Source organism: Geodermatophilus normandii (assembly GCF_003182485.1).
In the GTDB taxonomy this organism is placed as follows: Bacteria; Actinomycetota; Actinomycetes; order Mycobacteriales; family Geodermatophilaceae; genus Geodermatophilus; species Geodermatophilus normandii.
Genome location: NZ_QGTX01000001.1, coordinates 1716055 through 1738400, shown reverse-complemented (window position 1 = coordinate 1738400; position 22346 = coordinate 1716055). Strand labels below are relative to the sequence as shown.

At 75.6% G+C, this 22346-nt stretch carries 22 protein-coding genes; 11 read left to right on the top strand and 11 right to left on the bottom strand.

Features of this window, described 5'->3' with window-relative positions:
* Window positions 1–11: 11 nt before the first annotated feature.
* Complete coding sequence (locus tag JD79_RS08575; RefSeq protein ID WP_110005177.1) at window positions 12–719, bottom strand: hemerythrin domain-containing protein; 708 nt, start codon at window positions 717–719, stop codon at window positions 12–14.
* A 148-nt stretch (window positions 720–867) separates the two neighbouring features.
* On the opposite strand from JD79_RS08575, the gene JD79_RS08570 reads away from it, so the two are divergent.
* Window positions 868–2049 carry an acyl-CoA dehydrogenase family protein gene (locus JD79_RS08570; protein ID WP_110005176.1) on the top strand — a complete coding sequence of 394 codons (1182 nt, stop codon included), beginning with the start codon at window positions 868–870 and terminating at the stop codon, window positions 2047–2049.
* A gap of 60 nt (window positions 2050–2109) precedes the next feature.
* On the opposite strand, the gene JD79_RS08565 is transcribed toward JD79_RS08570, so the two are convergent.
* A complete protein-coding gene (locus JD79_RS08565) occupies window positions 2110–3009 on the bottom strand; it encodes an ABC transporter substrate-binding protein (protein ID WP_110005175.1) in 900 nt (299 codons plus the stop codon).
* 122 nt (window positions 3010–3131) lie between these two features.
* Between JD79_RS08565 and JD79_RS08560 the strand changes: the two genes are divergently transcribed.
* The 7 genes from JD79_RS08560 to phaZ all read left to right on the top strand — a co-directional run bounded on the left by JD79_RS08560 (window position 3132) and on the right by phaZ (window position 10554).
* The gene (locus tag JD79_RS08560) at window positions 3132–4868 is read left to right on the top strand and encodes a phosphatase PAP2 family protein (RefSeq protein WP_110005174.1); all 1737 of its coding nucleotides are present in this window, start codon (window positions 3132–3134) and stop codon (window positions 4866–4868) included.
* Window positions 4865–5467, top strand: a complete 603-nt coding sequence (locus JD79_RS08555) for a hypothetical protein (protein WP_245899944.1) — start codon at window positions 4865–4867, stop codon at window positions 5465–5467. The genes JD79_RS08560 and JD79_RS08555 overlap by 4 nt, the downstream gene beginning before the upstream one ends.
* A complete protein-coding gene (locus tag JD79_RS08550) occupies window positions 5464–6567 on the top strand; it encodes a lysylphosphatidylglycerol synthase transmembrane domain-containing protein (protein ID WP_110005173.1) in 1104 nt (367 codons plus the stop codon). The genes JD79_RS08555 and JD79_RS08550 overlap by 4 nt, the downstream gene beginning before the upstream one ends.
* Entirely contained in the window at window positions 6564–7187 is a 624-nt protein-coding gene (locus tag JD79_RS08545) for a phosphatase PAP2 family protein (RefSeq protein ID WP_110005172.1), read from the top strand. The genes JD79_RS08550 and JD79_RS08545 overlap by 4 nt, the downstream gene beginning before the upstream one ends.
* Window positions 7187–7879, top strand: coding sequence for a phosphatase PAP2 family protein (locus tag JD79_RS08540; protein WP_110005171.1), 693 nt, complete (start codon window positions 7187–7189; stop codon window positions 7877–7879). Before JD79_RS08545 ends, JD79_RS08540 begins: the two co-directional genes overlap by 1 nt.
* Window positions 7880–7961: 82 nt before the next feature.
* The gene (locus tag JD79_RS08535) at window positions 7962–9719 is read left to right on the top strand and encodes a PHA/PHB synthase family protein (protein ID WP_110005170.1); all 1758 of its coding nucleotides are present in this window, start codon (window positions 7962–7964) and stop codon (window positions 9717–9719) included.
* The gene (gene phaZ, locus JD79_RS08530; RefSeq protein ID WP_110005169.1) at window positions 9703–10554 is read left to right on the top strand and encodes a poly(3-hydroxyalkanoate) depolymerase; all 852 of its coding nucleotides are present in this window, start codon (window positions 9703–9705) and stop codon (window positions 10552–10554) included. The genes JD79_RS08535 and phaZ overlap by 17 nt, the downstream gene beginning before the upstream one ends.
* 13 nt (window positions 10555–10567) lie before the next feature.
* Here the strand turns inward: phaZ and JD79_RS08525 are convergent, their stop codons facing one another.
* The 5 genes from JD79_RS08525 to JD79_RS23650 all read right to left on the bottom strand — a co-directional run bounded on the left by JD79_RS08525 (window position 10568) and on the right by JD79_RS23650 (window position 17021).
* The gene (locus JD79_RS08525) at window positions 10568–11950 is read right to left on the bottom strand and encodes a neutral zinc metallopeptidase (protein ID WP_110005168.1); all 1383 of its coding nucleotides are present in this window, start codon (window positions 11948–11950) and stop codon (window positions 10568–10570) included.
* 122 nt (window positions 11951–12072) lie between these two features.
* Window positions 12073–14772, bottom strand: coding sequence for an EAL domain-containing protein (locus tag JD79_RS08520; RefSeq protein ID WP_110005167.1), 2700 nt, complete (start codon window positions 14770–14772; stop codon window positions 12073–12075).
* 49 nt (window positions 14773–14821) lie between these two features.
* Complete coding sequence (locus JD79_RS08515; protein ID WP_110007557.1) at window positions 14822–15745, bottom strand: hypothetical protein; 924 nt, start codon at window positions 15743–15745, stop codon at window positions 14822–14824.
* On the bottom strand, window positions 15745–16011 hold the full coding sequence (locus tag JD79_RS08510; protein WP_110005166.1) for a hypothetical protein: 267 nt from the start codon (window positions 16009–16011) through the stop codon (window positions 15745–15747). Before JD79_RS08510 ends, JD79_RS08515 begins: the two co-directional genes overlap by 1 nt.
* Before the next feature lie 395 nt (window positions 16012–16406).
* On the bottom strand, window positions 16407–17021 hold the full coding sequence (locus tag JD79_RS23650) for a hypothetical protein (RefSeq protein ID WP_146220411.1): 615 nt from the start codon (window positions 17019–17021) through the stop codon (window positions 16407–16409).
* Window positions 17022–17394: 373 nt separating this feature from the next.
* Between JD79_RS23650 and JD79_RS23645 the strand changes: the two genes are divergently transcribed.
* Both JD79_RS23645 and JD79_RS08500 read left to right on the top strand, forming a co-directional pair.
* Complete coding sequence (locus JD79_RS23645) at window positions 17395–17757, top strand: GNAT family N-acetyltransferase (protein ID WP_170149156.1); 363 nt, start codon at window positions 17395–17397, stop codon at window positions 17755–17757.
* Complete coding sequence (locus JD79_RS08500; protein ID WP_110005165.1) at window positions 17754–18254, top strand: VOC family protein; 501 nt, start codon at window positions 17754–17756, stop codon at window positions 18252–18254. Before JD79_RS23645 ends, JD79_RS08500 begins: the two co-directional genes overlap by 4 nt.
* A 44-nt stretch (window positions 18255–18298) precedes the next feature.
* On the opposite strand, the gene JD79_RS08495 is transcribed toward JD79_RS08500, so the two are convergent.
* From JD79_RS08495 to JD79_RS08480, 4 genes are all read right to left on the bottom strand, one after another.
* Window positions 18299–19789 (bottom strand): serine/threonine-protein kinase, encoded by a 1491-nt coding sequence (locus tag JD79_RS08495; protein ID WP_245899942.1) that lies wholly within the window; start codon window positions 19787–19789, stop codon window positions 18299–18301.
* Between the two features lie 109 nt (window positions 19790–19898).
* Window positions 19899–21020: an FAD-dependent oxidoreductase gene (locus JD79_RS08490; protein ID WP_110005164.1), complete on the bottom strand. Its 1122-nt coding sequence runs from the start codon at window positions 21018–21020 to the stop codon at window positions 19899–19901.
* A complete protein-coding gene (locus tag JD79_RS08485; RefSeq protein WP_110005163.1) occupies window positions 21017–21253 on the bottom strand; it encodes a helix-turn-helix domain-containing protein in 237 nt (78 codons plus the stop codon). Before JD79_RS08485 ends, JD79_RS08490 begins: the two co-directional genes overlap by 4 nt.
* Window positions 21253–21747, bottom strand: coding sequence for a DUF2975 domain-containing protein (locus JD79_RS08480; protein ID WP_110005162.1), 495 nt, complete (start codon window positions 21745–21747; stop codon window positions 21253–21255). The genes JD79_RS08485 and JD79_RS08480 overlap by 1 nt, the downstream gene beginning before the upstream one ends.
* Before the next feature lie 157 nt (window positions 21748–21904).
* Here JD79_RS08480 and JD79_RS08475 point away from each other — a divergent pair, with 157 nt between their 5' ends.
* Window positions 21905–22330 carry an ATP-binding protein gene (locus tag JD79_RS08475; protein ID WP_110005161.1) on the top strand — a complete coding sequence of 142 codons (426 nt, stop codon included), beginning with the start codon at window positions 21905–21907 and terminating at the stop codon, window positions 22328–22330.
* Window positions 22331–22346: the final 16 nt, after the last annotated feature.

Here is a 22346-nt window from a genome sequence, read left to right as displayed (position 1 = left end):
TCGCCGTGTGGTCAGCGGGCGGTGGGCGGGCCGTCGCCGCGGCGGGCCGGCCGGGTGCGCTCGACGACGGCCGCCGCCGTGGCCAGCCCGCGGCTGAGCGCCTCCCCGGCCGGGGCCAGGGGCGCCGGCGCCCGGCGGACGAGGGAGTCGACGACGTCGCGGCTGCGGTCCAGCACCGACAGCGGCAGCCCCGACAGCGCGTTGCCCGGCGGGCGGCGGGACACCGTCGGGTGCGCCCGGGTCGGCGAGATCCGGCGCACCAGCTCCCACCGGCGGCCCAGCCGGCGCAGCTCGGCGGGGTCGAGACGCTCCTGCAGCCGCGGGAACAGGACGTCCTCCTCGTCGCGGACGTCCTCGCGCAGCACCTCGACCAGCCGGGCCAGCCGGGCCGGCCGCTCCGGGGAGTCGGGTCCGCCCTCCTCGAGCGCGGCGACCAGCTCGTTGACCTCCTGGTGCTCGATCTCGATCCGGCGGGTCAGGTCGTCGCCGTCGGGGAGCACCCGCCGGACGACCGGCCAGATGACGGTCTCCTCGGCGAAGGCGTGGCTGAACACCAGCCGGTCGATGCGGGTGAGCACCTCCTCCTGCGCGCGGCCGGTGCTGCCGTCGAGCTCGTGCAGCAGCCGGTCGAGCTCGACGTGGTCCGCGCGCTGGCGCACCAGCACGCTGCCGGCCCCGCCGAGCTCGTCCTCGGTCTGGTCGGCGATGGATCGGGGCACGGGGCCCTCCTGGGGACGTGTGCGGTCGGAACCGCTGGTCCCTGCCCGGATCGGCTCCCCGGCATGCCGCCGGCGCGGGTTGCGTCCGGGGAGCCGGGGTAGGTCGGGCACACGGGACAGCGGGGTCCCGCCCCTGAGGAGGCACTCCATGGCCGACCGATCCAGCGTCACCTCGGACTTCTACGAGCTCGAGCACCTCCTGGACGACCAGGACCGCGCCACGCTGCACCGCGTCCGCGCGTTCATGGACGAGCAGGTCGAGCCGATCATCAACGAGTGGTGGACGCGGGCCCAGTTCCCCCGCCAGCTCATCCCGGGCCTGGCCGAGCTGGGCATCGCCGGCGCGCAGTACTCCGGACACGGGTCACCGGGCCGCTCGTCCCTGTTCGACGGCATGGTCTCGATGGAGCTCGGCCGCGGTGACCCGTCGGTGGCCACGTTCATGGGCGTCCACGGGGGCCTGGCCATGGGGACGATGCACCTGTGCGCCTCCGAGGAGCAGAAGGAGCGCTGGCTGCCGGCGATGAGCCGGATGGACCTCATCGGCGCCTTCGGCCTCACCGAGCCCGAGCACGGCTCCGACGTCGCCCGCGGCATCCAGACGACCGCCCGCCGGGAGGGCGACGAGTGGGTGCTCGACGGGCAGAAGAAGTGGATCGGCAACGGCAGCTTCGCCGACCTGGTCATCGTCTGGGCCCGGGACGTGGAGACCGACCGCGTGCTCGGCTTCGTCGTGGAGACGCCGGCCCCCGGGTTCAGCGCCGTCGACCTCGAGGACAAGATCGCGCTGCGGGCGGTGCAGAACGCGCTGATCACCCTCGACGGCGTGCGCGTGCCGGAGGAGAACCGGCTGCAGAACGCCACCAGCTTCCGCGACACCGCGAACGTCCTGCGGGCGACGCGGGTGAGCGTGGCGTGGTCGGCGGTGGGCTGCTCGCGGGGCGCCTACGAGCACGCGCTCCGGTACGCCACGGAGCGCGAGCAGTTCGGCCGCCCGATCGCCTCCTTCCAGCTGGTGCAGGACCTGCTGTTCCGGATGCTCGGCAACATCACCGCGTCGGCGGCCCTGTGCGCCCGCGCCTCCCAGCTGCAGGACTGCGGCATGCTCCGCGACGAGCACGCCTCGATGGCCAAGGGCTACTCGACGATGCGCATGCGCGAGACCGTCGGCTGGGCCCGTGAGCTGATGGGCGGCAACGGGATCCTGCTCGAGAACCACGTGGGCCGGTTCGTGGCCGACGCCGAGGCCATCTACTCCTACGAGGGCACCCGCGAGGTCAACAGCCTCATCGTCGGCCGCGCGATCACCGGCACCAGCGCCATCGTGTGACTCGGCCCTCCTGCAGGGTCCCGCCGCGAGCGGAGCGAGCGGTGGGGGGCAGGAGGGCCCTCACCGGCCGTCCCACCAGCGGGCGGCGGCCTCCTCCGGGGTGCGGCCGTCCACCGCGACGGAGCGGTTGAGGCCGATCAGGTCGATCGTCGTGAGCTGCGCGCTGACCCCGTCGAGGGCGGAGCGCAGCCGGTCGCCGCCCTCGGTGGCCACCTCGGTCCGCACCAGCGGCACGACGTTCTCCCGCGGCTGCAGCGACCGGTCGTCGCGCAGCAGGTACAGCGAGGCGTCGGTCAGCCGGGCATCGGTGGTCTCCAGCATGCCGACGTCGATCTGACCGGTGACCAGCGCCTCCACCGTCGCCGACCGCGACGGCATGCTCCGGACCTCGGCGAACTCAACGCCGTAGACCTCGCGCAGCCCGGGCAGGCAGAACCGGCGCTCGGTGCACTCCGGCGGCCCGCCGAAGACCATCTGCGGCGCGAGCGCGGCGAGCTGGCTCAGGGTCGTCATGCCGTGCCGGACGGCGAGGTCGGTGAGCACGACGAACCCGTTCTGGTCCTCGGCGTCGGCGGCCGCCAGGACCGTCAGCCCCCGCGGCGCGAGGCTGGCCGCGAGGCCGTCCCGCAGGACCGTCGGGTCGTGGGACGTCGAGCCCGCGCCGGCCTGCAGGAACTCCGAGGCGGTGCCCAGGTAGTCGACGACGACGTCGACGACACCCTGCTCGAGCGCCGGGAACACCACCTCGCGGGTGCCGATGCCGTGCTGCACCGCGACCTCGAACCCGGCCCGCCGCAGGCCCTCGGCGTAGACCTCGGCGAGCGTCTGGTTCTCGGCGAAGTCGTAGGAGGCGATCCGCACCACGCCCTCGGCCGGCGGGCCGGCGTCCGCGACGGGACCGGCGCACGCGCACAGCAGGGCGGCCAGGAGGAACAGGGCGGCAAGCGGTCGACGACGCATCGCGGGCCCTCCGGGAGGAGGCGGCACCCCGGCGGGAGCCCCGCAGGGTGGGGCAGACGCTAGCCCCGACCGGGACCTAGGTCGATGGTCCCGGGGGCGCTCGGGGGGCAGCATCTGCGGGCATGGCGGCCACGACGCGGGCCCCGACGACGCCGGCCCCACCGGCGTCGGCTGCGGCGGAGCAACCGGCGAGGGGTCAGGTCCGGCGCCCGGACCCCCCGCCGATCCAGCGCGTCCGCCGCCGGCGCCGCCCCTCCGGTGAGCCGCCGCCGCTGCCGCGCCACCTGAACGCCTCCGGCAAGCTGTGGCTGGCGCTCAGCGGCGTCGTCCTGGTCAGCCTGGTCGTCGTCGTGACCACGCGCAGCGTGGCGTTCTTCGACCTGCTCGACACGCGGGTCCTGCAGGGGATCGCCGAGATCCGCTCGCCCGGCCTGACGCGGGTCGCCGAGGTGGCCGGGGTCCTCGGGACCAGCCGGGCGATCCACGTGCTGTGGCTGCTCAACATCGCCGTCCTCGCCGTCTTCCGGCGCTGGCGGCACCTGTTCATCTGGATCGTCGTCGGCCTCCTGGTGATCAACGTCGCCGCGACGGCCGCGGCCACGCTGCAGCGCCCGCGGCCCTACGAGGTCGAGGTGATCGGCCCCTGGCTGGGCTACTCCATGCCCTCGCTGCCCATGACGGTGCTGGCGACCTTCCTGGTCAGCAGCCTGTACTCGCTGGTCCCCGCCGGGCGCCGCCGGAACGCCGCCAAGTGGGTCGTCCTCGTGCTGCTGCTGGTGACCGCCGCGTCGCGGCTCTACCTCGCCCAGGACCACCCCACCGACGTCGTCGCCGGGGTCGTCCTCGGGGTCGCCGCCCCGCTCGCCGCGTTCCGGCTATTGACGCCCAACGAGGTGTACCCGGTCCGCTACCGGCGGGGCAGCCCCGCCCACCTCGACGTCACCGGAGCGCGCGGCGAGGCGATCACCCGGGCGCTGCAGGACCAGCTCGGCGTGGTGGCCACCTCCGTCACGCCCTTCGGCCTGTCCGGCTCGGGCGGCTCCACCCCGTTGAAGATCACCGTCAAGGCCGGCGGCGACGAGGAGAGCTGCATCTTCGGCAAGCTCTACGCCGCCACGCACGTCCGCTCCGACCGCTGGTTCAAGCTCGGCCGCACGCTGCTCTACGGGCGGCTCGAGGACGAGAAGCCCTACCACTCGGTGCGCCGGCTGGTGCAGTACGAGGACTACGTCCTGCGGCTGCTGTCGGACTCGGGGCTCCCCGTGCCGCACCCGCTGGGGATCGTGGAGATCACGCCCGAGCGCGAGTACCTGCTGGTCACCGAGTTCCTGCAGGGCGCCCGGGAGATCGGCGAGGCCGACGTGGACGAGGGGGTCATCGACCAGGGGCTCGCCGTCGTGCGGCGCATGTGGGAGATCGGCATGGCCCACCGCGACATCAAGCCGGCCAACCTGATGGTGCGCGACGGCACGCTGTTCCTCATCGACTCCGCGTTCGCCGAGATCCGGCCCAGCCCGTGGCGGCAGGCCGTCGACCTGGCCAACATGCTGCTGGTCCTGGCGCTGCGCACCGACGCCGCGACCGTCTACGCCCGCGCGCGCCTGCAGTTCTCCGACGAGGAGATCGCCGAGGCCTTCGCCGCCACCCGCGGCCTGACCATGCCCTCGCAGCTGCGCCGCATGCTGCGGGCGCAGGGCCGGGACCTGCACAAGGAGTTCCTCGACCTGCTGCCCTACCGGCTGCCGCCGGTGCGCATCCAGCGCTGGACCTGGCGCCGGGCCGGGCTCAGCCTCGTCACCGTCGTCGCCCTGCTGGTCACCGTGGGCGTCGTCATCGACCTGCTGGGCTCCCCGCTGTGACGCGGTCGGCGCTCCCCACGCTCCTGGCGACCGCCCTGCTCGTGGCCGGCTGCACGAGCGCGGGCACCAGCGTCAGCACCGAGGTGCCCGCCTGCGCGGCCGGCGACGACGCCACCGCGGCGAACGGTGTCGTCCTCATGGCGCAGTCGGTGCCGACGGCGTCCTGGGTGCCGTGCGTGGAGAACGTCCCGGTCGGCTGGCGCTTCGCCGGCCTCGACGCCCGCTCCGGCTCGGCCCGGTTCTGGCTGGACTCCGACCGCGACGGCGCGCGCGCCATCGAGGTGCGGCTGGCCGGGGGGTGCGACACCCGCGGCGCCACGGAGATCCCGAGCGAGCTCGACGACCTGCGCCGGTACGAGCGGGTGACCCAGGTGAGCCCGCAGTACCTCGGCCGCCGGTACTACGTCTTCGACGGCGGCTGCCTGACCGTCGTCTTCACCCTCTCCGGGGACAACCGCGGGGAGCCGCTCGCGCTGGTCACGCAGAGTCTCGGCGTCGTCAGCCGGGAGGACCTGGCCACGCAGGTGTTCGACGCGAGCGGCGGGCGGCTGCACCTGGACCCGCCCGCCGGCACCGAGGGCGAGGGGGACCCGCCATGACCGCCGTCGCGCCACAGGCACCGCCCGCCCGGCCGCCGAGGAGCACCCCCCTGTGGCGCCGCCTGCTGGCGCCGGTGCTCTCCCTGGCCCTGCTCGGCGCCGTCTTCTTCTGGTTCCTGCCGCAGTTCACCAGCCTGGCCGACGTCTGGTCCGCGGTGCGCGGCATGTCCTGGGCCGAGCTGGGCCTGCTGGCGGCCGTGACGGTCTGGAACCTGGCCACCTACCAGTTCGTGATGGTCGTGACCATGCCGGGGCTGCGGCTGCGGGAGGCGACGGTCTCGACGCTGACCACCACGGCGGTGTCCAACACCGTGATCGGCGGGGCGGCGATCTCCCTCGGGCTCACCTACGGGATGAACTCCTCGTGGGGCTTCTCCCGCTCCCGGACGTCGGTCTCCCTGCTGCTGTCGGGGCTGTGGAACAACTTCGCCAAGCTGGCGCTGCCGGTGCTCGCCCTGTCGCTGCTCGCCTTCTCCTCGACGCCGACCACCGGCCGGCTCCTCGCGGGGCTGGCCGGGATGGGCGGGCTGGTCGCCGCCGTGGTCCTGCTCGGCCTGCTGCTGCGCAGCCGGGAGGGCGCGGCCCGGATCGGCACCGGCGCGGGGCGGGTGGCCTCGGCCGTCCTGCGGCCGTTCGGCCGGCCACCGGTGCACGGCTGGGACCTCGCGACGACGAAGTTCCGCGACCGGACGGCGCTGCTGCTGCGCGCCCGCTGGCACTGGCTGACCCTCGCCACGCTGGTCAGCCAGCTCTCGCTGTTCGTCGTCCTGCTCATCGCGCTGCGCGCCGTGGGCGTGACCTCGGGGCAGGTCAGCGCGCTCGAGGCGCTGGCGGTCTTCGCCTTCGCCCGGCTGCTCACCGCCGTTCCCTTCACCCCGGGCGGGCTGGGCGTCATCGAGCTGGCCCTGATCACCGGACTGGCCGCTGCCGGCGGGGACCGGCCGCTCGTGGCGGCGGCGGTCCTCGTCTTCCGCGGGCTGACCTACGTGCTGCCCATCCCGCTGGGCGTGGGCACGTACCTGTTCTGGCGGCACAACCGCTCGTGGCGGCGCGAGCCGAACACGGCACCGCGTACGGACCTGGTGCCGGAGACGGCGTGAGAGGGGCAGCGGTCACCCGCGCCTCCCCGGCCGCGCGGCCCGTCCGCGACGCCCTGCTGGCGGCGGGGGGCGCGCTCGTGCTGGTCCTCGCCGCGCTGCCGATCGAGCGGACGTCCGTGCCCGCGGCGGAGGCGGACCTGTTCCGGGTGGTCAACGGGGTGGACCTGCTCCCCTTCGTCCTCGTCTGGCCGGTCATGCAGCTGGGGAACGTCCTCGTGGTGCCCGCCAGCGCGCTGGTCGCCGCCGCGCTGCGCCGCTGGCGGCTGGCGGCTGGGCTGCTGCTGGGCGGCGCCGGGACCTACCTGGCGGCGAAGGCGATCAAGGACGTCGTGGTACGCGGCCGGCCGGACGGGTTGCTCGCCGACGTCGTCATCCGCGGCGCCGCCGCCCACGGCCGCGGCTTCCTCTCCGGGCACGCCGCCGTCGTCGTCACCCTGCTGACGATCGCCTGGCCGTGGCTGGGGCGCCGCGGGCGGATCGCGGGGGTCCTGCTGGCGGCGCTGGTGTGCCTGGCGCGGGTGTGGACCGCGGCGCACCTGCCCCTCGACGTCGTCGGCGGCGTGGGGCTGGGCCTGCTGGTGGGCGGCCTGGTGCGGCTCGTCGTCGGGCGCCCGCGCTGATGCTGGTCGACACCCGCCGCGGCCTGCGGGTCAGCGGCGTCCTGCTGGCCGGTGCGGTCGCCGTCGGGACGCTGGTGGCGCTGCCCGCCACCCGGCCGGCGGTGCAGGTGGTCGACGACGCGGTGTGGCGCTGGGCCGGCGGCGTGGAGAACGGGCCGGCGACCGTGGTGGCGGTCGCGATGTCGTGGCTGGGGGGCGTGTGGGTCACCTGGCCACTGCGGGTGCTGGCGCTCCTCCTGCTGGCCTGGCGCCGGCACTGGTCGCGGCTGGCCGCCTTCGCGCTGGCGGTGGTCACCAGCGAGGCCGCCATCGGGCCGCTCAAGGCCCTCTACGACCGGCCGCGCCCGCCGGGTGCCCTCGTCGAGACCTCGGCGGCGTCCTTCCCCTCCGGGCACGCCGTGGCCGGAGCGGTGACCGCGGTCGGGCTGGTGCTGGTGCTCGCCCCGCCCGGCCGGTCCCGCTGGCGCTGGGAGGTGTGGGCGGTGGCCTTCGCGACGGTCATGGCGCTCTCGCGGGTCTACCTGCGCGCGCACTGGCTCTCCGACTCGGCCGCGGGGGCGCTGCTCGGCGCCGGTCTCGCCCTCGGCTGGCCGGCCGTGGTGCTGGCGCTGCGCGACCGCGGCACCCCCTCCGCCGGTCCCGGGGACGGGGACGGGCGTGACGACGAGGCCTCTCCCGCGCGCTCTCCCTAGGCGGCGCCCCCACCTGCCGGACGCGGGGACCTGTGCTTGAGTGAAGCGGGTCACAGGGGCCGACCAGCCGTCAGGAGTCTTGATGACCACCACCGCAGAACGACCGCGCGACACCCCGCCGGCGCGCCCGCGCCCGGCCGCCGCCGGCGACGGCACCGCCGAGGAGCAGGCCGGCGAGGCCGTGATGGGCCTGGACATGGTGCTCGTCGACGCCGCCCGCGGGCCGCTGCGGCGGATGGTCCCGCCGGTGCGCACGCTCGCCGCGCTCGGCACGTCGCTCGCGCGCCGCCCCGACGCGGTCGGGGGACGTCTCAAGGAGCTCGCCGAGGAGGTCGGGAGGATCGCGGCCGGCCGCTCGGAGATCGCCCCCTCGCCGAAGGACCGCCGCTTCGCCGACCCCGCCTGGAGCGGCAACCCGCTGCTCAAGCGCACGATGCAGGCCCACATCGCCGCCGCCCGGGCCGCCGTGGGCCTGGTCGACGACGCCGACCTCGACTGGCAGGACGACGAGCGGATCCGCTTCGCGCTGACCAACGTCGTCGACGCGCTGGCGCCGAGCAACGTGCCGTTCCTCAACCCGCTGGCGCTCAAGGCCGCCATCGACACCGGCGGCCGCAACGTCGTGACCGGGCTGCGCCGGCTGGTGTCCGACGTCGTGTCCCCGCCACGCGTGCCGTCGATGGTCGAGCCGGACGCCTTCACCGTCGGCGAGGACCTCGCGGTCACCCCGGGCGCCGTCGTCCTGCGGACCGACGTGTTCGAGCTGATCCAGTACCGGCCGACGACGGAGACGGTGCGCAGCGTCCCGCTGGTGATGGTGCCGCCGACGATCAACAAGTACTACATCACCGACCTCGCGCCCGGGCGCAGCATCGTCGAGCACTACGTGGCCGCCGGCCAGCAGGTGTTCATGATCAGCTGGCGCAACCCCGACGAGCGGCACGCCGAGTGGGACCTGGACACCTACGGCCAGGCGGTCCTCGAGGCGGTCGACGCCGCCGAGCGCATCACCGGCAGCGAGCAGGTGGCGCTGCAGGCGTTCTGCTCCGGCGGGATCATCACCGCGATGGTGCTGGCGCACCTCGCCGCCACCGGCCGGCTCGGGCAGGTGGCCGCCGCGAGCTTCGCCGTCACGGTGCTCGACTGGGCGCGGGCCGGCACGGTGTCGGCGCTCATGGACCCCGAGGCGGTGCAGGAGGCCACCGAGAAGTCGCGGCGGAAGGGCTACCTCGACGGAGCCATGCTCGCCGAGGTCTTCGCCTGGTTGCGGCCCAACGACCTGGTGTGGAACTACTGGGTCAACAACTACCTGCAGGGCAAGCCGCCGGCGGCCTTCGACATCCTCTACTGGAACGCCGACACCACGCGGATGACCGCGGGGCTGCACCGCGACTTCATCGAGGTGGCGGTCGGGAACTCCCTCACCGAGCCGGGCGGGGCGACGATGCTCGGCACGCCGGTGGACCTCTCCGCCGTCGACGTCGACGCCTACGTCACCGCCGGGATCGCCGACCACCTCTGCCCGTGGCAGGCCTGCTACCGCACCACCCAGTTGCTCGGCGGGGACACCCGCTTCGTGCTGTCCACCAACGGCCACATCGCCTCGCTGGTCAACCCGCCGGGCAACCCGAAGTCGACCTTCCAGGTCGCGCCCGAGACGCCGGCCGACCCCGAGCGGTGGCTGGCCTCGGCACACAAGGAGAAGGGCTCCTGGTGGCCGGACTTCATGGCGTGGCTGGGCGAGCGCGCCGGCGAGGAGGTGCCGGCACCGACGACCCTGGGCAGCGCGGAGCTGCCGGTCCTGGGCGACGCACCGGGGACGTATGTCTTCGACAAGTGAGCACCGCCCCCGCGCCGGCCGGGAGACGGTCCGGACGCTGACGGTCGGCGGCCGCACGCTGCGGGTGAGCGAGCGGCGCGGGGACGGGTCGCGGCCGCCGCTGCTGCTGATGAACGGCATCGGCGCCAGCCTCGAGGTGCTGCAGCCCTTCGTCGACGCCCTCGACCCGCGCCGCACCGTCGTCCGCTTCGACGTGCCGGGGGTCGGCGGGTCGCCGCCGCCGGTCGTCCCGTACGTGCTGGCCACGCTGACACCGGTGGTGTCCGCGCTGCTGCGCCGGCTCGGCCACGACGAGCCGGTCGACGTCCTGGGGTTGTCCTGGGGCGGGGGGCTGGCGCAGCACTTCGCCGTCCAGCACCGCCACCGGTGCCGTCGGCTGGTGCTCGCCGCCACCGGCACCGGGTCGCTCATGGTGCCGGCGTCCCCGCGGGTGCTCGCCCACATGCTCACGCCGCGGCGGCACCGCGACCCGGAGTACGCCGCGCGGATCGCCGGCACGATCTACGGCGGCACGGTCCGCACCGACCCGGAGCGGGCCGCGCGGGCACTGCACGCCGACACCCGCGTGGGCCCGCGGCGCGGGTACTACTACCAGCTGGCCGCGAGCACGGGCTGGAGCAGCCTGCCGTTCCTGTCGCTGATCCGGCAGCCGACGCTGGTGCTCTCCGGCGACGACGACCCGATCATCCCGACGGTCAACGCCCGGCTCCTGTCCCGCGGCATCCCGCGGGCCCGGCTGCACCTCTACGCCGGCGGCCACCTGGCGCTGGTCACCGAGGCCGACGAGCTCGCGCCGGTCGTCGACGCCTTCCTCGACGAGCCCGGGGAGCCCTGACCGCCGGGCCGGGCTAGAACCCGCAGGCGCTCCCGCCGTCGACGAAGCCCTGCCGGAAGCTGTCGACCAGCTCGAAGCCCGACAGCCCCGACTCCGGGACGACGGTGGGCTCGGTGGCGTACTGCAGGAGCACGACGGCGGCCTCGTCCACGTCGCCGGGGGAGATCTCCAGCCGCGCGCCGTCCAGGTCGCCCAGGTACGCCTCGCGGGCGAGCCAGCCGGTGGCGCACACCGCGCTGGTGACCGCCTCGGGGTCGTCGACCGACAGCCCGCGCTGCTCCCGGACGGCCATCGCGTAGGGCAGGCCGAGCAGCGTCGTCACGGCGAAGTCGCCGACGTCGTCGTACACGGGCTCGAGGAGGTCCGCGGCGTCGTAGCGCACCGAGCCGTCCTCGGGGCAGTACTGCAGGTCGAGCTCGGCGCCCTCCCCGCCGCACACCATCCCGGAGCCGTCGGCGGCCCGGACGTCGGGCGGGGCGAGTGTCCCGCCGAGCGCGTCGGTGCCGGGGAAGCCGCGGGCCAGCGCCTGGTCCCAGAACCCGGCCAGCACGTCGTCGGCGCCGTCGACGACGGCGCGGTAGGACCCGCCGCCCCGGCCCGGTCCCCGGCCGGCCTCCTGCTCGGTGTAGACGCGCGACCCGTCGAAGGCGGCGCAGGCCCGCGGGCCGTCGGCGTAGCCCTCCTGGAACGCCGAGAGCTGGTCGAACAGCGAGCCGTGCGCGTCCTCGGCGTCGGGCGAGGAGCCGACGGCGTCGCCGAAGTACAGGTAGCCGAGCAGGTAGGGGTCGAGCTCCTTGGGGCGCACGGTGACGTGCTCGGCGGAGCCGGTGACGACCCACCTCGTCCACGCGCCGGCGAAGCACTCGGCCTGGGTCTCGGCGACGATCGAGGGGTCGTCGAGGCCGGCCTGGGCCTGGACCGCGTGGCCGACCTCGTGGGCCATGATCTCGGCGACGATGAACGGCCCGTAGTCCCCGACCAGGTCGGCCATCCAGGCGCGGTCGTAGACCACGACGTCGTCGTCGCTGCAGTAGTAGGCGTTGTCGGCGAGCTCGTCGACGTCGTCGGCGAAGCACGCCCCGCCCGGCAGGTCGGCGGCGTCGGTCTCGTCCGGGTCGATCGACCAGAAGCCGCCGCTGATCGGCCCGAACGTCCCCCCGAACACCTGCGGATAGGTCTCCTCCCAGTAGGCGAGGACGTCGGCGAGCGCGTTGCGGGCGACGCGGTCGGTCGGGTCGCCCTCCTCCGCGAGGGAGATCTCGACCTCGGCGGCGGTGGCGTCGGCCGTCGTCGTCCCCGCGGGCGAGGCCGTCCCGGCGACGACGGTGGTGCAGCCACCGACCAGCAGGCCGACGGCGAGCAGCCCGGCGACGGGGCGGGCGGCGGGACTCGGCATGGCCGCTGGAGGCTCCCCCGCCGCCGCCCCGCGGTCAACGGGGACACGCGCCGGCCTGCGGGCACCGGTCAGGACGCCGGGACCGCCTCCGGTGCGCCGTCGGGGCGCGGCACGGGCACCGGTCAGGACGCCGGGACCGCCTCCGGTGCGCCGTCGGGGCGCGGCACGGGCACCACCTCCGGCGCCGACCGCAGCAGCGCACCGGCCGCCTCGGCCGGCAGCGGGCGGTGCAGCAGGTAGCCCTGCGCGTGGTCGCAGGCCCGCTCGCGCAGCCGCTGCAGCTGCACCGGCTCCTCCACGCCCTCGGCGACGACGCTGAGGCCGAAGGTGTGCGCGGCGCGGATGATCAGGGCCACGAGCTCCCGCTGCCCCGGGTCGGGCGAGGTCACGAAGCTGCGGTCGATCTTCAGCGTGTCCACCGGCATGTGCCGCAGCTGCCCGATCGACGTGTAGCCGGTGCCGAAGTCGTCGATGGCGATGGCCACGCCCGTGTCCCGCAGCTGCGCGAGGTGGGTCATGGCGACCGGGTCGTCGACCAGGACGGTCTCGGTGACCTCGAGCACGAGCAGGTGCGGCGGCAGCCCGGAGGCGGCCAGCGCGTCGGCGACGTCGGTGACCACCCGCGGGTCGGTCAGGTGCCGGCCGGAGACGTTGACCGCCATGGTCGGCTCGGGTGCGCCCGGTGCCGACGGGAGCCCGGCCCGCCAGGCGGCCAGCTGGCGGGTGGCCTCGTGCAGCACCCACCGGTCCAGGTCGCAGACCAGGCCGGAGCTCTCGGCCACGGGGATGAACTCGTCCGGCGGGACGAAGACGCCGTCGCGCTCCCAGCGGATCAGTGCCTCGTAGCCGTGCAGCCGCTGCCCGTCGACGTCGACCACCGGCTGGTAGTGCAGCCGCATCTGTCCGTTGCCGAGCGCCGCGGTGATCGCCGCCTCGGTCTCGGCCCGCGCGGCCAGCTGGCGGCGCAGGGCGTCGTCGAAGACCTCCGCGCGGCCGCGGCCGTGCTGCTTGGCGCGGTAGGCGGCGGTGTCGGCCTCGGCGAACAGGACGTCGGGGTCGGCGCCGCCGTCCCGGCTCACCGCGATGCCGATGCTCGCGCCCACGCACACCGTGGCGCCCCCGGCCTCGATCGGCTCGCTGATGCCGGCGATCAGGCGCTCGGCGAGGTCCTGCAGGTCGCGCTCGGTGCCGACCGGCTCGACCAGGACGACGAACTCGTCCCCGCCGAGGCGGCAGACGACGTCGCCGCCGCGGACCACCGAGCGCATCCGGGCGGCGACCTCGCGCAGCACCGTGTCGCCGGCGGCGTGGCCGTGGGCGTCGTTGACCGCCTTGAAGCCGTCGAGGTCGACGAAGAGCAGGCCGGTCATCTCGCCGGACCGGCGGGCGCGGTGCAGCGCCGAGGTGACCAGGGTGACCGCCTGCGCCCGGTTGGGCAGCTCGGTGAGCGGGTCGTGGGTGGCGCGGTGGGCGAGGGCGAACTGCAGCTCCTCGCGCTGGCGCACCGACGAGACGATCTGCTGGAGGGAGGCGTGCACGACCTCGCCCAGCGGGCCGGGCAGCGGCTGGTCGAGCAGCGCGTCGTCGAGGTCGCCGCGGGCCACGGCCTGCGCCTGGTCCTGGATGCGCCGCAGGCCGGCGACGGCGTCGCCGAGAGCGGCCGAGACGGTGCGCACCTCGCGCGGGCCGTCGACCTCGACCTCCACCAGCTCGCCCTGGCTGATCTGGGTGGCCTGGCCGGCCAGCACGCCGAGCTTGCGGGAGACGGTGCGGCCCATCCAGACCGCGCCCACCACGGAGAGCAGCAGCAGCCCCACCCCGACCTGCAGCGTGGCGCGCAGGTCCGCGGCGGCCTCCTCGCGGTCGGCCGCGGCCTCCGTCAGCACGGTGCCGACCGCGGTGTCGACCAGCCCGGCCAGCTCGGCGTCGCGGTCCCCGCTGCTGAACAGCAGGTCGGTCATGCGGGTGATGTCGGTGACGAAGACCTCGGGGGCGTCGGACGGGGTGAGCAGGGTGTCCAGCCGGGTCATCAGGTCGGAGCCCCGCAGCCGGTGCCACGCGGTGCGCAGCGACTCCGAGGAGACCTCGTCCATCTGCCGCTTGGCGTCGGTGTAGGACAGCCAGCCGGTCTCCCACGCCAGGCGGGAGCCGATGAGCGCGTCGTCGGCGGCGAACAGCGACCCCAGGTACAGCGGCATCTGCCGGCTGGCGGCCTGCGCGAGCTCGGCGACGGTCTGCACGTCCTGCACGGCGCGCACGGTCCGCGCCGGCACGCCCTCGGAGACGGTGGCCGCCGCGGCGGCGCGCTCGGCGGTCATGACCTCGTTCGAGACGTCGAGGTAGCCGAGGTAGATCTGCTCCAGCCGCACGGCACCGGCGTCGCTGCGCGCCCGGAGCCACGCCAGTGCCTCCTCCACCCGGACGGCGACCGCCGACCCGAGGGAGCCCTCCGGCACCGCGGCCAGCGCCTCGTCGGTCACCGTCCGGGCCTCGGCGAGGGACTGCTCGGCGGTGCCGCGCACGGTGTCCAGCAGCCACCCCGGCACGCCGAGCTGCCCGGCGGCGACCGGGTCGTCGATGACGGTCAGCGCCAGCGCCGGGAGGATCTCCTGCTCCGTGGCCGCCCGCAGCGCGTCGAGGACGGCCACCGCCCGGACCCCCTGCTCGGCACGCGTCGCGCTGTCCACCTCGGCGGAGCGGGCGCCCGCGATCAGGGCGGTCAGCACACCGACCCCGATGAGCGGCACCGTCACCAGCGCGGTGAGGTAGCACCACAGGGGGATCCCGCGGCGGCGGGCCCGGGTCGTCGTCGACTCAGCCATGCACCGGAGTTCGGCGGAGTTCCGGACGGACTGGACCCGCCAACCGGCCTCACCCCCCGAGCGGGTGGGTCCGGATCGCGGTGACCAGCGAGCAGCCGTCCTCCCCGAACGGGTCGACGACGAACCCGAACTGCACGAGCAGGTCGGCGAGCAGCGTGTTCATGCTCCGCTGCACCGCCGTGTCCAGCGCGGCACCGCGCACCTGCTGCAGGCTCATCCGGTCGTGCTGTCGCCAGCTCACCAGGACGCCGCCGTACGTGGTCTCCGGCGTCAGGCAGACCCCGCCGGCCGCCGCGGTCTCCGGGTCGGTGCCCGAGCAGTCGTGCAGCGCCAGGCCGGCCTCGACCAGCGCGGCGGCCACCTCCACGACCAGCGTGGTGAGGGCGTCCTCGTCGGTGAGCAGCTCGTCCCAGTCCTCGGGCAGCCGGTCGAGCTGCGTGCCGAGCTCGGCCAGCCACGCGCGGTCCTGCGGCGAGGGCCGCCGGGAGACCGAGCCGTCCTCGCGCAGCACGCCGTGGACCGTGCGGACCGCGCCGTCGAGCTCGCAGGACACCGCCGCCCAGTCGGCCTCCACCCGGTCGTCGAAGGGACCGGCCAGCGCTTCCGGCCGGTCCCCGGACCCGTCGACGAGCCACCACGCCGTCGGCGCGCCGGCACCGGGGAGACGCCGCCCGGCGGGGTGCGTCGCCAGGCCGACGGCGGTGCGCGCCGGGGTCACCGTCGCGACGGCGCCGTCGGCGGCCTCGCAGCCGCCCGCCGGGCCGGCGGGCACCGGGGCCTCGACGCGGGCCGCAGCGGCGTCGCGGACGTCGGCCGGAGCGGGTGCCGGCGCGGCGGGCTGCTGGGGACGGGACGCGGCGTTGCGCTCGAACTCGTAGCGGGCCGTCGAGCTGCGGCCGAGGACGACGACCAGACCGGCGACCGCGAGGAAACCCGCGACGGACACCGCCGGCCAGAGCAGGACCGCGGCCATCACCAGGCGCACCAGGACCGCTGCGGACCGGCGCCCCAGTCGGCCGCACGTCGCACCCAGCCGCGCACGACCGCCACCGGGTCGACCGGCTCGCGGCCGGCGGTCACGGGGTCGCCGGCCGGCAGCTCGTCGGCGTCGAGGTCGAGACCGAGCAGGTCGACCAGGTCGGCGATGCCGAGTCCGTCCCCGGCTGCCTCCGGGGCGGCGGCCCGGGCCGGTGTGGACGGGAACGGCCGGCGGGGAGCCGGCAGGGTGGGGGCGCTCACGGGTTCCTCCAGGACGCTCGTCCCGGCCGGGGAAGTGCCGGGGACACGCAGAGCATCGGGCTCCGGCCCCCTCCGGAGGCCCCCGTCGCGACACCGCGGGCCGCGGCGTCACGCGATCGTTGTGTCCGCCCTGGTCAGCGGCCGGTCACGCGGCCCAACGGGCACCGTCTTGTCGACTCGCCGTGCGCTCCCCCGCGTGGAGCGCGCCGCCGGCCGCACGGTCGTCCCGGACGGCGGCGTGTCGGCGCGGTCGGCCCGGCGTCGTCGACCCGGTGTCGTCGGCCCGGTGTCGTCGGCCCGGCGTCGGGGGGTCCCGGCGGAAACGACACCGGGACGCCGTCGGAGTCGACGGCGTCCCGGTGGGGTGGCCCGTGGCGGGCCGGGAGGGAGAGGTGTCAGTCGGCGTAGCGGACGACGTGTCCGCCGGCCTCCTCGCCGAGCGGCGTGACGTCGAGGCCGCGCAGCCAGAGCACGTCGGCCAGGGCACGGTTCATGACGGCCTGCACGGAGATGTCGGCGACCAGACCGTGGACCTGCTCGACGCTCATCCGGTCGTGCTGGCGCCAGCCCACGACGACGCCGTCGAGGCCGGGCTCGGCCGTCACGCAGGCACCGCCGAGCGCGGCGCCCTCACCGGCGGCGTCCCACAGGGGCAGCCCGGCCTCGGTGAGCGCGGCGGTGACCTCGACGACGAGGGTGGCCAGCGGGTCCTCGTCGGTCAGCCCGGCGTCCCAGTCCGCGGGCAGCCGGTCGAGCTGGTCGCCGAGGTGGCCCAGCCACGCCAGCTCCTGCGGCGAGGGACGACGGTGCAGGCCGCCGTCGGGCCGGCGGACGCCGTGGACGGGCCGGACCTCCTCGCTGTGCGCGACGGCCGCCCAGGCGGCCTCCGACCGGTCGGGGAACGGCCCGTCGACGAGCCGGTCGCGGCCCTGCCCGTCGTCGGCGACGAGCCACCAGCCCAGGCACGCCTGGTTGCCGACCCTGATCTCACTGCTGCTGCGGAGTGCCACTGGTCCCACCGTCTCGTCCCGTCCGTGGGGCCGTCGCCGGGGAAGTGCGACGGCGCCCGCACCCGCCGGGGAAGGGCGGTGCGGGTGGAGGAAACGTAGGTCCGCGCGACGCGCCGGACGGCGCCGCGGATCGCCCGCGGGACACGGCGTGTTCGGATCGTTGCGAAGCCCTCCCACCGGGTCGGTGACCTGGCCCCTCAACCGCCCACATGTCGACCGTTCCGCGCTCGCGCGGGCGTGTGGATCTGCCGAAACCGCACGACGACACCGGTTCGGCTCAACCCTCCCGGCGCGTCCGGCCGGACCGCGGGCCCGCCGCGCCCGGTGCCGGCCGCGATGCGCGATCATCGCCGGGGACGATCGGAGGAGACCCGTGACCGACAGCGCACCGGTGGTCGTCGACGCTCCTGCGGCGAACCGCTTCGAGGTCCTCGTGGACGGCCGGGTGGCCGGGTTCGCCGAGTACCGGCGGACGTCGTCGTCGGTGTCGTTCACGCACACGGTCGTCGACCCGGGGTTCGAGGGACGCGGGCTGGGCTCGGTGCTCGCGCGCGGCGCCCTCGACGCCAGCCGGGAGGCGGGACTGGCCGTGCTGCCCTTCTGCCCCTTCATCCGCGGGTACGTCGAGCGGCACCCCGCCTACCTCGACCTCGTCCCCGCCGGGCGGCGGGCCCAGTTCCGGCTCGCCCCCGCCACCGACCAGCCGACCCCCGACCCGAGGGAGCCGTCCCGATGACCGAGACCCGAGACCTGGAGGCCCTGGAGGCCGAGCGCGCCCGCATCCGGAGCGCGCACCTGCGGCCCGCGGGCGAGCGACCGCCCTCGACCGCCCGCGGACTGCACCACACGGCACTGATCAGCAGCGACGTCGAGCGGACGGTCCGCTTCTTCCAGGACCTGCTCGGCTTCCCGCTGACCGAGCTGATCGAGAACCGCGACTACCCCGGCTCCTCGCACTTCTTCTTCGACATCGGCAACGGCAACCTGCTGGCCTACTTCGACTTCCCCGGCCTCGACGTCGGCCCCTACGCCGAGGTGCTCGGCGGGCTGCACCACATGGCCATCAGCGTCGAGCCCGGGCGCTGGGACGAGCTCGTGCAGCGTCTCGCCGACGCGGGGGTCGAGCACGTGGTGCACAGCGGTGTCTCGGTCTACTTCCGCGACCCCGACGGCGCCCGCATCGAGCTGATCGCCGACCCGCTGGGGGAGATGTACGGCTCCACGGTGCTCTGAGGACCCGGTGCTCTGAGGGTCCGGCGCTCCGACGGTCCGGGCGGTCAGTCGTCGCCGCCGCGGCCGTTGCCGCGCCCGTTGCCGTTGCCGCGCCCGTTGCCGTTGCCCTGGTTGCCCTCGTTGCCGTTCCCGCGGCCCTCGTCGCCCTCGTCCCCGCCGTCGTCGCCGTCCTCCTCGGCGGGAGGGGTGACCGCGTACGTGACGGTCACCGTCTGCCCCGGCAGCACCGGTCCCTCGGGGGCGACGGCGGTCACCTGTCCCTGGGGCACCTCGCCCGTGGCGACGGGCTGCGGCTGCACCAGCAGGCCCAGCCCGGTGAGCGTGGCCTGGACGTCGCCCAGCGGGCGCCCCACCAGGTCGGCCGCCACGACGTCCACCGGCACCGGCCCGGTCGGCGGAGGGGCCGCCGTCGAGGTGGGGGCCGTGGTCGCGATCGGGGACGGTCCCGGGCTCGAGGACGTCGCCGTCGGGGACGCCGACGTGTCCTCCGGGTCGCCGCTGGTCAGCGCCAGCACCACGCCGGCCACGGCGAGCGCGAGCAGCGCGAGGAGCCCGGCGAGGACGGCTCCGCGGCGCCGCGGCCGGGATGCCCCGGGCGCCGGGGCGGCCGGCGCCGGGGCGGCCGGGGCCGGCGCGGACAGGACCGCGGTGGACGCCGGCGCCGGGAGGACGAGGGTGTCGTGCCGGGCGTCCGGCGCCGGCGACCGGTGCCGGAGGACCTCGTCGACGGCGTCCCGGAGCGCCGCGCCGTCCGGGAAGCGGGCGGCGGGGTCCTTGACCATCGCCCGCTCGACGAGCCCGCGGACGTCGGCCGGCACGTCCGGCGGCAGCGGCGGCGGCTCGTCGTGGATCTGCGCGAGGAGCACCTGGACCGGGGTCTCCCGGTCCAGCGGCAGCCGGCCGCTGAGGCACTGGTAGGCGACGACGCCGAGGGCGTAGACGTCGCTGGCGGGCGAGGCCTTCGCGCCCTTCGCCTGCTCCGGGGAGAGGTACTGGGCGGTGCCGATCACCTGGCCGGTCCCGGTCAGCGGCACGCTGGAGGCCGACCAGGCGATCCCGAAGTCGGTGATCTTCACGACGCCGTCCGGTGCGACCAGCACGTTGCCCGGCTTGACGTCGCGGTGGACCACCCCGGCGGCGTGCGCGGCGGCGAGGGCGGACGCGGTCTGCCGCAGGATCCCGAGCGTCGTCGGCACGTCCAGCCGGCCGGCGCGGCCCAGCAGGTCCGACAGCGACTCCCCGGCCACGAGCTCCATGACGAGGTAGGCCAGCGGCTCGCCGTCCGGGCCGACGGTCTCGCCGTAGTCGTGCACCGCGGCGATGTGGGGGTCGTTGAGCAGCGCCGCGTGCCGGGCCTCCGCGCGGAACCGCTGCAGGAAGGAGGGGTCGCCGGTGTACTCGCTGCGCAGGACCTTCACCGCGACGGGGCGCTGCAGCAGCGTGTCGGTCGCCCGCCAGACACGGCCCATGCCGCCGCTGGCGAGGACGGACCCCAGCCGGTAGCGGCCGCCCAGCAGCTCGCTCGTCGGGTCCACCCGTCCCCTCCTCGCGGCCTGCGGCGGACGGCCCCCGGTGGCCGTCCGCGTCCGGGTACCAGGAAACCAAGCGCCCGCTCCCGCGGCCCGCAGGGGCTCCGGCCCGGCGTCAGGGATCGGGGAAGGACCGGTCGCCGAACAGGACGCGGCGGGCGGCGGCCCGCCCGGGCGGGAGGCGCAGCAGCGCGAACGCGGCCGCGGCCACAGCGGGCGTGCGCACCTGGGCCAGCCCGCGGCGGAGCAGCAGCCGTCCCCGGAACTGCCTGCGCAGCGCGGCGCCGTCGTGGTGCCGCAGCGGGTCGGGGCTCCCGGTCCGCAGCGCGTCGTCGAGGACGTCGGCGGCGTGCTGCGAGAGCCGCAGGCACGGGTCGAGGCCGCCGGCGGTGAGCGGCGAGACCGCACCCGCCGCGTCCCCGACGAGCAGCCCGTCGGGGCAGCTGATCCGCCGCAGCAGGCCACCGACCGGGATCGGGCCGCCGCGCCGCTCGACCTCCCCGGAGCGGTCCGCGCCGCGCAGCCCCGGCGCCGAGGCGGCGAACCGCCGCAGCGCCGCGCGCATCCCGTCGGGGTAGCGGGCGGCGTACCCGGCGACGCCCACGTGGGCGTGCCGCCCGTCGTCGACCACCCAGGCGAGGTAGCCGGGGGCGAGAGAGGGGTCGAGGACGCAGTGGAACGTCGGGGGCTCCTCCCCCGGGCCGACGGCGGAGACCTCCTCGGCGCCCACGAGCAGGGCGGTGTTGCGGTCCAGCCCCAGGTCGCGGGCGACGGCGGAGCGGGCGCCGTCGGCACCGACGACGTACCGCGCCCGCACCCGCGTCGCGCCGTCCGGGCCGCTGAGCAGCGCGGCGCCGCCGGCGCGGCCGGCGTAGCGGGTGCCGAGGGCGATCCGCACCCCGGCGCCGGCCGCCTCGCGGGCCGCGGCCAGGTACAGCGGCCCCATGTCGCCGACCCGGTACTCGTCCCGGTCGCTGTCGAGGGGAACCGGGCGCCGCAGGTCCGGCGGGTACAGGACCACGCGCCGGATCGGCGGCCCGAGGCACCCCGGCGGCAGGGCGAAGTCGTCGAGCGTCTTGCGGACGAAGATCCCCGTGGTGCGGATCGCGCCGTCCAGGCGCTGCCGGCGGTCGGCCAGCAGCACGTCGTGGCCGCGCCGGGCCAGCAGGGTGGCCGTGTGCAGGCCGGCCAGGCCGGCGCCGACCACCAGGACGTCGGCGTCCGCGGTGCGGCTCACCGGTGCATGGGCGACGGCGCGTCGACGTCGTCCTCCACGTACTCCAGCAGATCACCGGGCTGGCAACCCAGCACCCGGCACATCGCCTCCAGGGTGCTGAAGCGGACCGCCTTGGCGCGACCGTTCTTGAGCACCGCCACGTTGGCCGGCGTGAGGCCGACCCGCTCGGCGAACTCGCCGACGCTCATCTTGCGGCGGGCCAGCTCGACGTCGATGCGCACGACGATCGGCATCAGATGACCGCTTCCATGTCGGTGCGCAGGGTCGTGGCCTGCCGCAGCAGCGCCCGCATGACGACCATGAGCAGCCCCGCCACGGCGCCCACCAGCAGCAGGACGAGCAGCAGCCCGGGGAGGACCGGGTCGTCGCTGACCTCGTCGACGACGAAGTAGTAGGAGCAGACGAAGGCGCCCACGAGCGCCAGCCACCCGGCGGCCATCGCCGTGACGATCGCGTTCACCCAGGGCAGGGCGCTCGCGCTGAAGATCCGGTCGTTCGTGACCAGGGTGAGCAGCTGCCAGGTGCAGACGATGACCACCTGGACGCACACCAGCGCCAGCACCAGGACCGTCGTCATGACCCACCGCACGGCCGACTGCTCCAGCGACGGCTCGGCGATGCCCGGGACCAGGCCCGGAACGGCCCAGACCTCGGCGGCGGCCAGTGCCGCGAACACCACCACGAGCAGGACGCGGAGGGGGAGCACCACTCGGTGCACGCGTGACATGCATCGACTCTCGCGCAGGATCTATCGATAGTCAATCGACAGGTGTCGACGAACCTGATGCGCTCCGGGTGTCACACGGCGTGGGCACCGCCGGTCCGGTTGGTGCCCCCGCGGGATGGGCACCCCCGGGCGGACGACGCCGACCCGAGACGAGCACATGCCCCAGGACTGCTGGCCGCGACGGCCCCGTCCCGCGACGACGGGTCCCCCCTGTGCAGCCGAGATCACCGACGCGAGGCAGCTGCGGACCCTCCGGTCCCGGCTGCGGTCCTGGCTGCCCGCCCACGCGCCGGGGGCGGGCGAGGACCTGCTCGACGAGCTGCTGCTCGCGGTCGACGAGCTGGCCGCGAACGGCCTGCGGCACGGCGCCGTCCCGGTGCGGGTGCAGACCGCGCGGACGGCCGAGGGGGTGCTGATCGACGTCAGCGACGGTGCTCCCGGGCACGGGCCCGAACCCGCCGTCGGCCGGGACCCGGCGCTCGGCGGCATGGGGCTGCACCTCGTCGCCCACGTGTCCACCGCGCGCGGCTGGGAGGTGTGCGGCGACCGCAAGCACGTCTGGGCCTGCCTCCCGACGGACTGAGCCGGGAGCGCGTGTG

Bases quoted from the DNA above. Each gene is read 5' to 3' on its own strand.
- JD79_RS08565 (WP_110005175.1), bottom strand. From the start codon at position 3,009: ATGCGTCGTCGACCGCTTGCCGCCCTGTTCCTCCTGGCCGCCCTGCTG.
- JD79_RS08520 (WP_110005167.1), bottom strand. From the start codon at position 14,772: ATGGCTGAGTCGACGACGACCCGGGCCCGCCGCCGCGGGATCCCCCTG.
- JD79_RS08540 (WP_110005171.1), top strand. From the start codon at position 7,187: ATGCTGGTCGACACCCGCCGCGGCCTGCGGGTCAGCGGCGTCCTGCTG.
- JD79_RS08480 (WP_110005162.1), bottom strand. From the start codon at position 21,747: ATGTCACGCGTGCACCGAGTGGTGCTCCCCCTCCGCGTCCTGCTCGTG.
- phaZ (WP_110005169.1), top strand. From the start codon at position 9,703: ATGTCTTCGACAAGTGAGCACCGCCCCCGCGCCGGCCGGGAGACGGTC.
- JD79_RS08500 (WP_110005165.1), top strand. From the start codon at position 17,754: ATGACCGAGACCCGAGACCTGGAGGCCCTGGAGGCCGAGCGCGCCCGC.
- JD79_RS08475 (WP_110005161.1), top strand. From the start codon at position 21,905: ATGCCCCAGGACTGCTGGCCGCGACGGCCCCGTCCCGCGACGACGGGT.
- JD79_RS08485 (WP_110005163.1), bottom strand. From the start codon at position 21,253: ATGCCGATCGTCGTGCGCATCGACGTCGAGCTGGCCCGCCGCAAGATG.
- JD79_RS08550 (WP_110005173.1), top strand. From the start codon at position 5,464: ATGACCGCCGTCGCGCCACAGGCACCGCCCGCCCGGCCGCCGAGGAGC.
- JD79_RS08535 (WP_110005170.1), top strand. From the start codon at position 7,962: ATGACCACCACCGCAGAACGACCGCGCGACACCCCGCCGGCGCGCCCG.
- JD79_RS08570 (WP_110005176.1), top strand. From the start codon at position 868: ATGGCCGACCGATCCAGCGTCACCTCGGACTTCTACGAGCTCGAGCAC.
- JD79_RS08560 (WP_110005174.1), top strand. From the start codon at position 3,132: ATGGCGGCCACGACGCGGGCCCCGACGACGCCGGCCCCACCGGCGTCG.
- JD79_RS08525 (WP_110005168.1), bottom strand. From the start codon at position 11,950: ATGCCGAGTCCCGCCGCCCGCCCCGTCGCCGGGCTGCTCGCCGTCGGC.
- JD79_RS08515 (WP_110007557.1), bottom strand. From the start codon at position 15,745: ATGGCCGCGGTCCTGCTCTGGCCGGCGGTGTCCGTCGCGGGTTTCCTC.